The sequence below is a fragment of the Streptomyces sp. NPDC003032 genome (genome assembly GCF_053591415.1).
The window spans coordinates 161,808-175,897 of record NZ_JBSFTT010000010.1; the positions used below are offsets into that span (position 1 = coordinate 161,808).

Annotated in this window: 12 protein-coding genes; 2 read left to right on the forward strand and 10 right to left on the reverse strand. The window is 71.8% G+C overall.

Features of this window, described 5'->3' with window-relative positions; all coding sequences use genetic code 11:
- Positions 1 to 39: 39 nt before the first annotated feature.
- The 6 genes from pdxT to pgsA form a co-directional block, all read right to left on the reverse strand.
- Complete coding sequence (gene pdxT, locus ACWDZ7_RS16720; protein ID WP_451797624.1) at positions 40 to 624, reverse strand: pyridoxal 5'-phosphate synthase glutaminase subunit PdxT; 585 nt, start codon at positions 622 to 624, stop codon at positions 40 to 42.
- Positions 624 to 1,538: a pyridoxal 5'-phosphate synthase lyase subunit PdxS gene (gene pdxS, locus ACWDZ7_RS16725; RefSeq protein WP_451797625.1), complete on the reverse strand. Its 915-nt coding sequence runs from the start codon at positions 1,536 to 1,538 to the stop codon at positions 624 to 626. The genes pdxT and pdxS overlap by 1 nt, the downstream gene beginning before the upstream one ends.
- Before the next feature lie 149 nt (positions 1,539 to 1,687).
- Complete coding sequence (locus ACWDZ7_RS16730) at positions 1,688 to 2,233, reverse strand: hypothetical protein (RefSeq protein WP_451797627.1); 546 nt, start codon at positions 2,231 to 2,233, stop codon at positions 1,688 to 1,690.
- 65 nt (positions 2,234 to 2,298) lie between these two features.
- Positions 2,299 to 3,459, reverse strand: coding sequence for a glycosyltransferase family 4 protein (locus tag ACWDZ7_RS16735; protein WP_451797628.1), 1,161 nt, complete (start codon positions 3,457 to 3,459; stop codon positions 2,299 to 2,301).
- Complete coding sequence (locus tag ACWDZ7_RS16740) at positions 3,456 to 4,373, reverse strand: phosphatidylinositol mannoside acyltransferase (protein ID WP_451797629.1); 918 nt, start codon at positions 4,371 to 4,373, stop codon at positions 3,456 to 3,458. The genes ACWDZ7_RS16735 and ACWDZ7_RS16740 overlap by 4 nt, the downstream gene beginning before the upstream one ends.
- On the reverse strand, positions 4,370 to 5,041 hold the full coding sequence (gene pgsA, locus ACWDZ7_RS16745; RefSeq protein ID WP_451797631.1) for a phosphatidylinositol phosphate synthase: 672 nt from the start codon (positions 5,039 to 5,041) through the stop codon (positions 4,370 to 4,372). The genes ACWDZ7_RS16740 and pgsA overlap by 4 nt, the downstream gene beginning before the upstream one ends.
- Positions 5,042 to 5,300: 259 nt before the next feature.
- Here pgsA and ACWDZ7_RS16750 point away from each other — a divergent pair, with 259 nt between their 5' ends.
- Together ACWDZ7_RS16750 and ACWDZ7_RS16755 are read left to right on the forward strand one after the other, a co-directional pair.
- A complete protein-coding gene (locus tag ACWDZ7_RS16750) occupies positions 5,301 to 7,508 on the forward strand; it encodes an elongation factor G-like protein EF-G2 (protein WP_451797632.1) in 2,208 nt (735 codons plus the stop codon).
- A 193-nt stretch (positions 7,509 to 7,701) separates the two neighbouring features.
- Positions 7,702 to 9,357 (forward strand): hypothetical protein, encoded by a 1,656-nt coding sequence (locus tag ACWDZ7_RS16755; protein ID WP_451797633.1) that lies wholly within the window; start codon positions 7,702 to 7,704, stop codon positions 9,355 to 9,357.
- 45 nt (positions 9,358 to 9,402) lie between these two features.
- On the opposite strand, the gene ACWDZ7_RS16760 is transcribed toward ACWDZ7_RS16755, so the two are convergent.
- The 4 genes from ACWDZ7_RS16760 to ACWDZ7_RS16775 form a co-directional block, all read right to left on the reverse strand.
- Complete coding sequence (locus ACWDZ7_RS16760; protein WP_451797634.1) at positions 9,403 to 9,966, reverse strand: HIT family protein; 564 nt, start codon at positions 9,964 to 9,966, stop codon at positions 9,403 to 9,405.
- Positions 9,967 to 10,068: 102 nt separating this feature from the next.
- Positions 10,069 to 12,051, reverse strand: coding sequence for a threonine--tRNA ligase (thrS, locus tag ACWDZ7_RS16765; protein WP_451797636.1), 1,983 nt, complete (start codon positions 12,049 to 12,051; stop codon positions 10,069 to 10,071).
- Positions 12,052 to 12,186: 135 nt separating this feature from the next.
- On the reverse strand, positions 12,187 to 13,422 hold the full coding sequence (locus ACWDZ7_RS16770) for a hypothetical protein (RefSeq protein WP_451797792.1): 1,236 nt from the start codon (positions 13,420 to 13,422) through the stop codon (positions 12,187 to 12,189).
- Positions 13,419 to 13,985: a DUF4365 domain-containing protein gene (locus ACWDZ7_RS16775; RefSeq protein ID WP_451797638.1), complete on the reverse strand. Its 567-nt coding sequence runs from the start codon at positions 13,983 to 13,985 to the stop codon at positions 13,419 to 13,421. The genes ACWDZ7_RS16770 and ACWDZ7_RS16775 overlap by 4 nt, the downstream gene beginning before the upstream one ends.
- Positions 13,986 to 14,090 lie beyond the last annotated feature (105 nt).

Genomic DNA, 14,090 nt, shown 5'->3' on the forward strand with positions numbered 1-14,090 from the left:
GGGGATCCCCGGAGATCCTACTAGGATCCCGCGCGCGGGTTACCCGCGAGCCATCTCCACGAACAGCGCGTGGATCCGGTGGTCGCCCGTCAGCTCGGGGTGGAACGACGTGGCGAGCGCGTTGCCCTGGCGCACGGCGACGATGTGGCCCTCGTGCTCGGCGAGCACCTCGACCTCGGCGCCGATCGACTCCACCCAGGGAGCCCGGATGAAGACGCCCTCGACGGGGGCGCCCTCGACGCCCTTGACGTCGACGGCCGCCTCGAACGACTCGTTCTGCCGTCCGAACGCGTTGCGCCGCACGATCATGTCGATGCCGCCCACCGTCTCCTGGCCCGAGCGCGGGTCGAGGATCTTGTCGGCGAGCATGATCATGCCCGCGCAGCTGCCGTAGACCGGCAGACCGTCCCGCACGCGCGCGCGCAGGGGCTCCATCAGACCGAAGAGGGTGGCCAGCTTGGAGATGGTGGTGGACTCGCCACCGGGGATGACCAGGCCGTCGACCTCGGCGAACTCCTCGGGGCGCCGGACCGGCCTGGCCACGGCGTCCGCCGAGGCCAGGGCGATCAGGTGCTCCCGTACGTCCCCCTGAAGGGCGAGGACGCCCACTACGGGAGTGATCATCACCAGCCTCGGTTCGCGTAGCGCTCGGTCTCCGGCAGGGTGTCGCAGTTGATGCCGACCATGGCCTCGCCGAGGTTGCGGGAGGCGTCCGCGATGATCTTCGGGTCGTCGAAGAAGGTGGTGGCCTTCACGATGGCGGCGGCGCGCTTGGCCGGGTCGCCGGACTTGAAGATGCCGGAGCCGACGAAGACGCCCTCGGCGCCGAGCTGGCGCATCAGAGCGGCGTCGGCCGGGGTGGCGACGCCACCGGCGGAGAAGAGCACGACCGGCAGCTTGCCCAGCTCGGCGGTCTCCTTGACCAGCTCGTAGGGGGCGCGGAGGTCCTTGGCCGCGGCGTACAGCTCGTTGTTGTCGAAGCCGCGCAGCTTCGCTATCTCGTTCTTGATCTGGCGCAGGTGGCGGACGGCCTCCACGACGTTGCCGGTGCCGGCCTCGCCCTTGGAGCGGATCATGGCCGCGCCCTCGGCGATGCGGCGCAGGGCCTCGCCCAGGTTGGTGGCGCCGCACACGAACGGGGTCGTGAAGGCGAACTTGTCGCTGTGGTTGACCTCGTCGGCCGGAGTGAGGACCTCGGACTCGTCGATGTAGTCGACGCCGAGGGACTGCAGGACCTGCGCCTCGACGAAGTGGCCGATGCGGGACTTGGCCATGACCGGGATCGAGACGGCCTCGATGATCTCTTCGATCATGTTCGGGTCGGACATCCGGGCCACGCCGCCGTCCTTGCGGATGTCGGCGGGCACCCGCTCCAGCGCCATGACGGCGACGGCGCCGGCGTCCTCGGCGATCTTCGCCTGCTCGGCGTTGACGACGTCCATGATCACGCCGCCCTTGAGCTGCTCGGCCATGCCGCGCTTCACGCGCGCGGTGCCGGTCTCGGGCGTCGGGTTGCTGATGGAGGGGGTGCTGGACACGGAGTTGACCTCACTCGCTGAAGAGGATTTCTACATCTCCCAGAAAACGCCCGGCGACCAGGCCACAGCAAGGGCCAATGGATGACCGGTGGCTCATTTTTCCCGGACACCCCTGGTCAACGCCGTACGAAGGCTGGTCAGCGCCGCCGCTACCCCGTGGCCCGGTCGGCCAGCGCCACCGGCGGCTCGTCGTCCATCTCGAACGCCATCGGGAACGGCGCGTGCCCCGCGAGGCGGAACCAGCGGACCTTGCGGTGCCTGCGCAGGGCGCGGGCGGCGCGTACGGAGTCGTTGTGGAAGCGCCGGGCCATCGGCACCCGGCGTACGGCCGCGGCCAGCTCGGTGGCCGCCTCGTCCCCGCCCGGGGCCTCGCGCACCGCCTCGACCTGCTGGATCTCGCCGAAGATCGCCCGCAGTGCCTGGCTCAGCTCGCTCTCGGCGACCTCGCGCTGCTCCTCCTCCGCCTGCCGGGCCGCGTGCGCCGCCTCGTAGAGCACGATCGAGGCGGCGGGATCGAGCACTCCGGAGGTGGCCAGCTCCTGGGCGACCGAGGCGCGGCGCAGCAGCTGCGCGTCGAGGGCGGCGCGGGCGGCGTCGATCCGCGCGTGCAGCCGGTCGAGCCGGCCCGCGGTCCAGCTCAGGTAGAGGCCTACCGCGAAGAGGAGTACCGCGATCCAGATCAAAGTGGAGGTCACGGGCCCAAAGGCTAGTCCCCTCCGAATGTCCGGCTCGCCGCCGGGCGGCCCGAGGGGTCAGGAGGTCAGCCGCGGGCCAGCCCGAACCGCGCCCGCAGCCCCACCCGCTCGTCCTCCGCGACCGACGCCGCGCCGTCCGTCACCGTCTCGTACACCGCGAGGATGTCCGCGCCGACGGTCGACCAGTCGAAGCGCCGCACATGCGCGCTGCCGCGCTCCCGCAGCCCTTCTCGGCGCTCGGGGTCGGCGAGGAGGCGCACCGCGGCCTTGGCGAGGGAGTCCGCGTCCTCGTTGCCGAACAGGTCGCCCGCCGCGCCCTGGTCGAGGACCTGCGCGAAGGCGTCCAGGTCGCTGGCGAGCACGGGCGCGCCCGCGGACATGGCCTCGACCAGGATGATCCCGAAGCTCTCGCCGCCGGTGTTCGGCGCGACGTACACGTCGACGCTGCGCAGCAGCCGCGCCTTGTCCTCGTCGCTGACCATGCCGAGGAACTCCACCCGGGAGCGCAGCTCGGCGGGGAGCGAGGCCACCGCCTCCTCCTCGTCGCCGCGCCCGGCGACCAGGAGCCGAGCGTCGGGCCGTTCGGCGAAGATCTGCGGCAGCGCCTTCATCAGGACCGGGAGTCCCTTGCGGGGCTCGTCGATGCGGCCGATGAAGCCGATGGTCTGCCCCTGCCACTTTGGCTCGGGTTCGGCCTTGGCGAAGAAGTCGACGTCGACGCCGTTGGGGATGACGACCGCGTCGCCGCCCAGGTGCTCCACGAAGGTGCGGCGCGCGTACTCGCTCACGGCGATGCGCGCGCTGATCTTCTCCAGGGCGGGCTGGAGGATCGGATACGCGGCGATCATGGCCCGGGAGCGCGGGTTGGACGTGTGGAACGTGGCGACGATCGGGCCCTGCGCCGCCCAGCACGCGAGCAGCCCGAGCGAGGGCGACGTCGGCTCGTGGATGTGGATGACGTCGAACGTGCCGTCGTGCAGCCAGCGGCGCACCCGCGCGGCCGACAGGAAGCCGAAGTTGAGCCGCGCGACCGAGCCGTTGTACGGCACCGGAACGGCGCGGCCCGCCGAGACGACGTACGGCGGCAGCGGGGTCTCGTCGTCGGCCGGGGCCAGGACCGACACCTCGTGCCCGAGGCGGATCAGATGCTCCGCCAGATCGCGGATGTGGAACTGGACGCCGCCCGGCACGTCCCACGAGTACGGGCAGACGATGCCGATCCTCACGACGGCTCCCGTGCGGGAGCCGTGTCGGGGCGGGGCTCCAGGTCGGCGAGCCACAGTCGCTGCAGCATGTGCCAGTCCTCCGGGTGGTCGGCGATACCGGTGGCGAAGGCGTCTGCCAGCGCCTGCGTCATGACAGACGTCTTCTCGGGCCGGGTACCTGTCTCGGGGACGTCGACGGGCGGGTGGACCCGGCCCTTCATCAGAGGCCCGTCGTACCAGAGCGTCACGGGCAGCAGGAGCGCGCCGGTCTGCTGGGCCAGCATCGCGGGTCCCGCGGGCATCCGGGCGGTGTCTCCGAAGAACTTCACCTCGACGCCGGAGGCCGACAGATCGCGGTCCGCGACGAGGCAGACCAGGCCGCCGGCGCGCAGCCGCCGGGCCAGCGTGCCGAAGGCGGAGCCCCCGGTGTGGGGCAGGACCTCCATGCCGAGGCTCTCGCGGTAGGCGACGAAGCGGTCGTAGAGCGTCTCCGGCTTGAGGCGCTCGGCGACGGTCGTGAAGGGGGTCTCCAGCCTGGTGGTGACCCAGGCGCCCGCGAGGTCCCAGTTGCCGAGATGGGGCAGGGCGAGGATGACGCCCTTGCCCGCGGCGAGCCCGTCGGTGAGGTGGTGGACGTCCTTGACGTCGAAGCCGTCCTTGATGCGCTCCCGGCTCCAGGACGGCAGCCGGAAGGACTCCATCCAGTAGCGCAGGTACGAACGCATGCCCGCCCGGGAGAGCTCGGCGAGCCGCTCCGGGGTGGCGTCGGGCACCACGCGCGCGAGGTTGGACTCCAGGCGCAGCACGCCCTTGCCGCGACGCTTCCAGACCGTGTCGGCGATGGCCCGGCCGACTCGCTCGGCGACCGGCTCGGGGAGCTTCTTGACGGTGCTCCAGCCGAGGCCGTACAGCGCGTCGGTGAGTCGGTCCTTCACTGCGCGGCCTCACTCTCCTGGCCCGGGGCGCCCGTGGCGGCGTCCGCCTCCGCGGACTCGCGGCGCACGGTCACGACCCGCTGGACGAGGGTGACCATGCTGCCGACCGCGACGATCCACAGGGCGATGGGCAGCAGGATCTGGATGCCCGGGACGCCGAACGTGTGGAGCCCGGCGAAGCCCGCGGCGACCAGCGTGATCACCAGGCGCTCGGCGCGCTCCACCAGGCCGTTGACGGCGACGGGCAGGCCGATCGCCTCGCCGCGCGCCTTCGTGTACGAGACCACCTGGCCGCTCGCCAGACAGAAGATGGAGACGGCGCAGAGGATGTTGTCGTCGCCGGACCCGGCGTACCAGAGGGCGAGGCCCCCGAAGATCGCGCTGTCGGCCACCCGGTCGAGCGTCGAGTCCAGGAAGGCGCCCCAGCGGCTGGAGCGGCCGAGCTGGCGGGCCATGTTGCCGTCGACGAGGTCCGAGAACACGAACAGGGTGATGACGACCGTGCCCCAGAAGAACTCGCCACGGGGAAAGAAGACCAGCGCTCCCGCCACCACACCGGCCGTGCCGATGAAGGTGACCGCGTCGGGGCTGACCCCGCGGCGGATGAGAAACGCGGCGAACGGTGTGAGGACACGCGTGAAGAATGCACGCGCGTACTTGTTCAGCATGGCCTTCCCGAGGGGTCGGTGCGCCGCGTGGCCCCGTTGGCCACCGACTGGGCCATCGTAGTCACGCCCTTGACGGACCGGCTCGCCCCCTCACGATCGCGTACGACGTATGGACGCACCGTGACGCGAGTGGAAAGCTCGAAAGCACCACGGGCGCCGTCGGAGCCGCCCCGCACTGGGCCCCAGCGCGTCCGCGAGCAGCCAGCATCCCCGAGGGGGCTGAGCCTCCTCGACCGTGCACGTGACCGGGAGGCAAGGCATGGGCGACAAGGCGAACGCACACCCCGGAGCCGCCGGCAGGGCAGCGACGGCCGACCACCCCGCGTCCGTACGGAATGTGGTGCTGGTCGGCCACAGCGGATCCGGCAAGACGACTCTCGTGGAGGCCCTCGCGCTGACCGCGGGGGCGGTGAACCGGGCGGGCCGGGTGGAGGACGGCACCGCCGTCTCCGACTACGACGAGATCGAGCACCGGCAGCAGCGCTCGGTGCAGCTGTCCCTGGTGCCCGTCGAATGGGACGGCATCAAGGTCAATCTTCTGGACACCCCGGGTTACGCCGACTTCGTCGGGGAGTTGAGGGCCGGTCTGCGCGCCGCGGACGCGGCCCTCTTCGTCGTCTCGGCGGCGGAGGGCACCGAGGGCATCACCGGCGCGACCCGGATGGTGTGGGACGAGTGCGCGGCGGTCGGCATGCCGCGGGCCATCGTGGTCACGCATCTGGAGTCGGCCCGCGCGGACTTCGCCGGGATGACGCGGAGCTGCGCCGAGGCGTTCGGCGCCGACGACCCGGACGCCGTACTGCCGCTGTACCTGCCGCTCCACGGCGAGCAGGGCCCGGACGGACACGCGCCGGTGACCGGCCTGATCGGGCTGCTCTCGCAGCGGATCTACGACTACGCGTCGGGCGAGCGCAAGGAGTCGGAGCCGGGCGACGACCAGCTGCCGCTGATCGAGGAGGCGCGCGACAAACTCATCGAGGGGATCATCGCGGAGAGCGAGGACGAGTCCCTCATGGACCGCTATCTCGGCGGCGAGGACATCGACTACAAGACGCTCGTGGACGACCTGGAGCGGGCCGTGGCGCGCGGCATCTTCCACCCCGTGCTCGCCGCCGCGCCGGCCGCGGAGGGCGCCCGCCAGGGCATCGGCACGGTGGAACTCCTGGAGCTGATCACGGGCGGCTTCCCGACCCCCCTGGAGCACCCCTCGCCGGCCGTGACCACGCCGGGCGGCACGGCGCGCCCCACGCCGGCCTGTGACCCGGCGGGCCCACTGGTCGCCGAGGTCGTGAAGACCGCCTCCGACCCGTACGTCGGCCGGATCTCGCTCGTACGCGTCTTCTCCGGCACCCTGCGCCCCGACGAGACGGTGCACGTCTCCGGGCACGGCCTGGCCGACCGGGGCCACGAGGACCACGACGTCGACGAGCGCGTCGGCGCGCTCTCCGCCCCCTTCGGCAAACAGCAGCGCACCCTCACCCGGTGCGTCGCGGGCGACATGGCGTGCGTGGCCAAGCTGCACCGCGCCGAGACGGGCGACACGCTGTCGAGCAGGGACGATCCGCTCGTGATGGAGCCCTGGGACATGCCGGACCCGCTTCTGCCGCTCGCCATCCAGGCGCACAGCAAGGCGGACGAGGACAAGCTCTCGCAGGGTCTCTCGCGTCTGGTGGCCGAGGACCCCACCATGCGCCTGGAGCAGAACCAGGACACCCACCAGGTGGTCCTGTGGTGCCTGGGCGAGGCGCACGCCGACGTGGCCCTGGAGCGGCTGCGCAGCCGGTACGGCGTGCAGGTCGACGTCGTGCCGCACCGCGTCTCCCTACGGGAGACGTTCGCGGGCAGGTCGGCGGGGCGCGGGCGCCATGTGAAGCAGTCCGGCGGGCATGGCCAGTACGCGATCTGCGAGATCGAGGTGGAGCCGCTGCCCGGCGGCAGCGGCATCGAGTTCGTCGACAAGGTGGTCGGCGGCGCGGTCCCGCGGCAGTTCATCCCGTCCGTCGAGAAGGGCGTACGGGCGCAGGCGGCGAGGGGCGTCGCCGCCGGGCACGCGCTCATCGACGTACGCGTCACGCTGCTTGACGGCAAGGCGCACTCGGTGGACTCCTCCGACGCCGCGTTCCAGACGGCGGGCGCGCTCGCGCTGCGCGAGGCGGCGGCCGGGGCGAGGATCCATCTGCTCGAACCGGTGGCCGAGGTGCGGGTGCTGGTCGGCGACGACCACGTCGGCGCGGTGATGAGCGATCTGTCGGGCCGCCGCGGCCGGGTGGTCGGCACCGAGCAGGCGCCCGGCGGCCGCACGCTCGTACGGGCCGAGGTCCCCGAGATCGAGATCGGCCGGTACGCGGTGGATCTGCGCTCCCTCTCCCAGGGCACCGGACGCTTCAGCCGTACGTACGCCCGCCACGAGCCGATGCCCCCGCAGCTGTCGGAGCGGATCCGCGAACAGGCGCGGGGCTCCTCGTAGTTGAACCGGTGAGTGACGGCCGCCCGTCCCGGCCCCTCCGGGCGGGCGGCGTTCCGGCGCCCCCTGCCGGATGTCGGTGCGCCCGGATACGCTGATGACCTGATCAACGGATGCGCCGGACGGCAACAGGTGTGCCGGACAGGGAAGTCGGGAAGAGCCGCAGCAGCGAAGGCGTCGCGGCGAGGGGGCGGCAGTGGCGGACGATGGATTCGACTTCAGGCCCGGGGCCCAGGTCCCGCTCTCGGGCGCCGCGGGACAGACGGCGGCGACGCACGCCCTGGCCTCGGCGGCGTATCGCGACGGAGACGTCGACGAGATCCTGAAGGCCAACAACGAATGGCACAAGTCCGTGGTGAAGCCCGGCCTCTGGTCGCTGTTCAAGCCGAGCCTGGGCGAGGCGTTCGCCCGGACCGTGCAGGTGCGGATGCTCGGCGGCGGCCGCAAGCCGCTCATCCAGTCCTTCGGGACCGAGCCGCAGTCGGTGGTGGAGCACTGCCTCGCGGCGAACCGCATCCGCAAGGAGCGCGACAGCTGGCTGACGGCCGTGATGGTCCTGTGCGGCGTGCTCTTTTTGCCCGGCCTGTTCGTGTGGCTGCTCGTCTTCACCATCAGACGGCAGGTCGCCAAGAACGAGAACAAGCGCGCGGGCGCGCTGGCCACGGCCGTGCTGGTCGCCATGGGCGTGCTGGCCGCCGTCGCTCTCCTCAAGCTGCCGTTCGACGGCTTCTGGGCGTGGTATCTGCGCGCGGCGATCGTGCTGCCCGTGGTGGGCTGGTTCTGGTCGAAGCAGATCGCCGAGCGCACCGCCAGAGACATGCGCGAGCGCTGGTCGAGTCTGCTCTCGGGCGGCGGCATCGGCGCCAAGATCCCGGAGGCGGTGCCCGGCAGCCCCGGCGAGACGGCCGCCGAGCGGCTCCGCCAGGGCCTGGCCAGGCTCTCCGCCGAGCAGCGGAGCAACTCCGTCTTCTACGCCGGGCCCAAGGGCATATTGGGCATGGGCACGCGCTGGGGCAGCTGGCAGCTGGCCGAGGAGCTGGTGCCCGCCGAGGACGGCAAGGAGATCCACCCCTTCCGCAGCTGGGACGTCATACGGGCGGTGCACGACCAGCTCCGCATGCTGGAGCGCGGCCCCCTGCACACCGGCGGCTTCCCCACCCCGTCGATAAACCACTGGATCGTCTCCCCGATCGGGGAGAACGCCAAGGCGGTGGCCCGCCCCACCGGCACGGACGTCGAGGCCTTCCAGGTCCGCGGCCACGAGATACAGCGGATCTGCAACGAACAGCAGTTCGGCAGCGGTGACCGGCACTACCTGGGCGTGCAGTTCACGCTCTGGGACGGCCAGCTGGTCATCACGATGCTGATCACCGTGACCGTGCTGCACGAGACGCTGCGCATCGAGGTCACCGGCCACGCCCTCGGACCGGTGCACTCCCTGTTCACGACCAAGCCCGAGCCCAAGACGAAGACGGTCGCCAAGCCGATCAAGTTCTGGGAGACCGTCGACCGCAATCTGCCGCTGGTCGACGCCGACGAGGTGGTGCGCCTCGCGGTCCGCGCGCCCTTCACGTGGTATCCGCCGCTCCTGGACCACCTCGGCGGCAAGCTGGTCCTGCCCGAGCCCTTCGGCCTGCGGCACGCCTGGGCCGACAAGCCGTGGCGGCACCGCTTCATGGCCGACGACGCGCTGCGCGCCGCCACGCCCGTGCTGCGCGTGGTGCACTCGGCGGCGATCAAGGTCCTCGCGGAGAACGGCGTGAACACCGAGAAGTTCGGCAACCGCTCCGGCTTCCTCAGCGGGGCGATCCAGGACCCGATGCCGAGGCAGGCGGACGTGTACAACGCGTAGGGAGCCCGCGGGCCGGCAGCGCTGGAGGGCCGCGGGCCGGCAGTGCTAAAGGGCCGCGGGCCAGGCGTCCGCGAGCATCTTGCGGGTGTCGGCGAGCAGCTGCGGCAGCACCTTCGTGTGCCCCACGACCGGCATGAAGTTGGTGTCGCCGCCCCAGCGCGGTACGACGTGCTGGTGCAGGTGCGCGGCGATGCCGGCGCCCGCGACGGCGCCCTGGTTCATACCGATGTTGAAGCCGTGCGCGCCGGACGCGGTACGCAGGGCCGTCACCGCCTGCTTGGTGAGCTCGCCCAGTTCGGCGGTCTCGGGGCCGGTCAGGTCGGTGTAGTCGGCGACGTGGCGGTAGGGGACGACCATCAAGTGGCCGCCGTTGTACGGGTACAGGTTCAGGACCGCGTACACGTGCTCGCCGCGCGCGATCACCAGGCCGTCCTCGTCGGACTTGGCCGGGATGGAGCAGAAGGGGCAGCCGTCGTCGGCCCCCGGGCCCGTGGGCTTGTTCTCGCCCTGGATGTACGCCATCCGGTGGGGCGTCCACAGGCGCTGGAACGCGTCCTGCGTACCCACTCCGATCTGCTGCTCCGGCTCACTCGTCATGAGGTGCAGCATATGACTTCGCCCGTTCGGAGCGTGCCGGTGGGGCGGATCCGCCGGACCCGGACGGCGAGAGGCCCCCGGGACGCCGCCCCGGGAGCCTCGTGCGGCCGCGGCTCAGACCTGAGCGCGGTCCTCGACAGCCTTGGTGATCTTGGCGATGGCCTCGTCGGCCGGGATGCCGTTCTCCTGCGAGCCGTCGCGGTAGCGGAAGGAGACGGCACCATTGGCCATGTCCTCGTCGCCCGCGATGATCATGAACGGCACCTTGCTCCGCTGAGCGTTCCTGATCTTCTTCTGCATGCGGTCCGACGAGGCGTCCACCTCGACCCGCAGCCCCCGCTCCTTCGCCTTGGCGGCGAACTCCTGGAGGTAGGGCACGTGCGCGTCACCGATCGGGATGCCGGTCGCCTGCACGGGGGCCAGCCACACCGGGAAGGCGCCCGCGTAGTGCTCGAGGAGCACCGCGAAGAACCGCTCGATGGAGCCGAAGAGCGCCCGGTGGATCATGACGGGCTGCTGCTTCGTGCCGTCGGAGGCGGTGTACTCCAGGCCGAACCGCTTCGGCTGCTGGAAGTCGACCTGGATGGTCGACATCTGCCAGGAACGGCCGATCGCGTCCTTGACCTGCACGGAGATCTTCGGGCCGTAGTACGCGGCGCCGCCCGGGTCCGCGACGAGCGGGAGGTCCTGCTTGGCGGCCGCCTGACGCAGCGCCTCGGTGGCCTCCTCCCACTCCGCGTCCTCGCCGATGAACTTGTCCGACTCGGGGTCGCGGGTGGACAGCTCCAGCTCGAACTCGTTCAGGCCGTAGTCGCGCAGCAGGTCCAGGACGAAGGTGAGGAGCGAGTCGAGCTCGCCCGCCATCTGCTCCTTGGTGCAGTAGATGTGCGAGTCGTCCTGGGTGAAGCCGCGCGAGCGGGTCAGGCCGTGCACGACGCCCGACTTCTCGTAGCGGTAGACCGTGCCGAACTCGAAGAGCCGCAGGGGCAGTTCGCGGTAGGAGCGGCCGCGCGCCTTGAAGATGAGGTTGTGCATCGGGCAGTTCATCGCCTTGAGGCGGTAGTTCTGCTCGTCGAACTCGATGGCCGGGAACATGCCGTCCGAGTAGTTCGGCAGGTGCCCGGAGATCTCGAAGAGGCGCTCCTTGGAGATGTGCGGCGTGTTCACGAACTCGTAGCCCGTGTCCTCGTGCCGCTTGCGGGAGTAGGTCTCCATCTCCTTGCGGATCACGCCGCCCTTGGGGTGGAAGACCGCGAGGCCCGGGCCAAGCTCCTCCGGGAAGGAGAAGAGGTCCAGCTCGGAGCCGAGCTTGCGGTGGTCGCGCTTCTCGGCCTCGGCGAGGAACTCCAGGTGCGCCTTCAGCTCGTCCTTCGACGGCCAGGCGGTGCCGTAGATGCGCTGGAGCTGCGGGTTCTTCTCACTGCCGCGCCAGTAGGCGGCGGCGGAGCGCATCAGCTTGAACGCGGGGATGTTCCGGGTGGTGGGCAGGTGCGGACCGCGGCAGAGGTCCTTCCAGCACAGGTCGCCGGTCTTCGCGTCGAGGTTGTCGTAGATGGTCAGCTCGCCGGAGCCGACCTCGGCGTCGGCGCCGTCGGCGGCCTGCGCGGCGTTGCCCTTGAGGCCGATGAGCTCCAGCTTGTACGGCTCGTCGGCGAGCTCGACGCGGGCGTCGTCGTCCGTGGTGACGCGGCGCGAGAAGCGCTGGCCCCGCTTCTGGATCTCCTGCATCTTCTTCTCGACGCGCTTGAGGTCCTCGGGGGTGAACGGCTCGGCCACGTCGAAGTCGTAGTAGAAGCCGTCCCGGATGGGCGGGCCGATGCCCAGTTTGGCCTCGGGGAAGAGCTCCTGCACGGCCTGCGCCATGACGTGCGCGGTCGAGTGGCGCAGGATGTTCAGGCCGTCCTCGGAGGACATCTCGACGGGCTCGATCTCGTCGCCCTCGGCGACGGCGTAGGCCAGGTCCTTCAGCTCGCCGGCCACGCGGGCGGCGACGACGGTGCGCTCACCGGGGAAGAGCTCGGCGGCCGTAGTGCCCGTCGTCACCACGCGCTCTTCCCGCTCGGAATCGCGTTGGATGATCACACGGACGTCAGACACCGGTCTCTCCTTGCAGAAGGGGGGTGCGGCGCTTCCTGATGCGCGCGCACTAGGGATCGTACCGAGCCGGGGGCTCCCGCCGCGAAACGGTTGTCCCCGGCCACCCGGAAGCGGCCCCTCCGTCCGGCCGCCCGCTCAGTCGGTCCCGCACGCCTCCTCGAAGAAGCCGATGTTCTCCTGGAGCGACTTCATGAGGCGGTCCCGGTCCGCCTCGTCCACCTGCACCGGGACCACCCCGGTCGCCCCGGTGAGCCTGCGGAAGCCGCCCCGGCTCTCCAGTCGCCCGTGCACCCGGATCGGCAGCCCGACCAGGTGCGCGTGGCCCGCGACGCGGTACGACTCCTCGTCCAGGACCATCCGGACGTGCGGGACCTCCGGCCCGGCGATCACCCGGAGCCGTACCGCGCCCGTCCCGCGCGTCGAGGAGCGGCGCATCCGCACCACGGTCCCGGTGATCCGCACCGGCACCGACGGCTCGTCGCGCAGATAGCGGGCGCCCGCCTCGCGCAGCACGGTCAGGTCGCCGGGCGAGAACTCGACGGGCCCGGCGTGCGCCGCGCACCCCTCGGGCACCCCCGCGCCGGGCGCCCACTCCACGGCGATACGCGCCCCTTCCGTGCCCCGCACCAGGGCCACGATCGCCTCGGTCAGCTCATGGCTGACGCCCGCCCCGACGGCGCCGTCGAAGGCGTCCATGCCGCCGGTGGCCCGCTGGTAGTCGACGGCCTCCCGGGCCGCGCACAGCGCCTGGTGCAGCCGGACGGCGAGCGGCCGCCCGGTCGTGACGGGCACGAACGCGGTCAGCCGCCGTCCGCCGGGCGCGGGCCCCACCAGGACGTCCTCCAGGGCCGCGGCGGCGGGCCCGCGGTGCCGCGCCCCGTAGTACCCGGCGCGGCCGCGCGCGGCGAGCGCCCCGGCGAGGAGCATCTGCCGGGCCGCGGAGCGCAGTTGCTCCTCCACCGGCCAGGTCGCCGCCCCGCCGGGCCCCACCGGAACATCGCGCCACCAGCGGATCTCGTCGCTGGGCACGGTGAGCCCGACGAGCACGTCGCGGGCGGCCGGCGAGGCGCTGCGGGCGAGCGCGACGAGGGCCTCGCCGATCAGGTCGTCGCAGTCGGGGAAGGCCCGGCTCTCCGGTACGAGAAGGCTGGTGCCCCTGCCGGCGGGCTCCGGGGGCGTCCAGCGGGCGTAGCGGCCCGGTGCTCCGCCGCGCCGCCGCCAGCCGTGCCGGGCGAGCAGCGCGCAGAGCACCGCGGGGTCGACCGTGCCGGGTTCGGGCGGCCGCGCCCAAGGGTCCGCGACCGGGGCCGGGCGCGGGGCCAGGTGTGGGCGTACGGGAGGCAGGGGCTCTTCGTGGGGGCGGTGCATCAGGGTCTCCCTCCCGTCCCGACCCGCGTCATGATCTCGCAGAGCGCGCGGTCGTCGAAGATCCGCGTGGTCGGGACGCGCACGGTGGTCCTGCGCCGGCCGGTCACCGGGTGTCCGGCCAGATTGGTCCAGTAGCAGCAGTGGCGCAGATCGAGCCCGCCGTGACCTGCGCGCAGCCAGTCGTCCTGCGACCGGGGCACGAGCATCACGACCAGGATCTTGTGGACCGAGACCGGCGTGCGGGCGAGCTTCTCCAGGTGCGCGTTGTCGAGCGCGAAGGAGAAGGCGGGCCCCGCCGGGTTCGGCGGTATTTGGTACGTGCACTTCAGCTGCACCTTGATGGTGACCTCGTCGTCGACCGTGTGGCCGGGGGCGCTGTGGCTGACGTGCCAGTCGATGCCGTTGTCCGGGAAGGGCTGGGAGAGCGAGCACCCCGCGGCGGCCGCGACGGCGTGCAGATAGCCCACCTGGAGGGTCTCCATACAGGCGGTGGTGGCGAGTGTGCCGCGCGGCGGTGCGATCCGCTCGGGCAGCAGCCCACCCTGTTCGGGCTGCGCGAGCGCCATGTCCAACGAGCCTTCCGTACCCGGTGCTTCCCCGCTCGGGCCGTCGATGCCAGGGCCCCGTACCTCTGTTGTCTCCGGGCCGCGTACAGCGCAAACGGCCCGGGT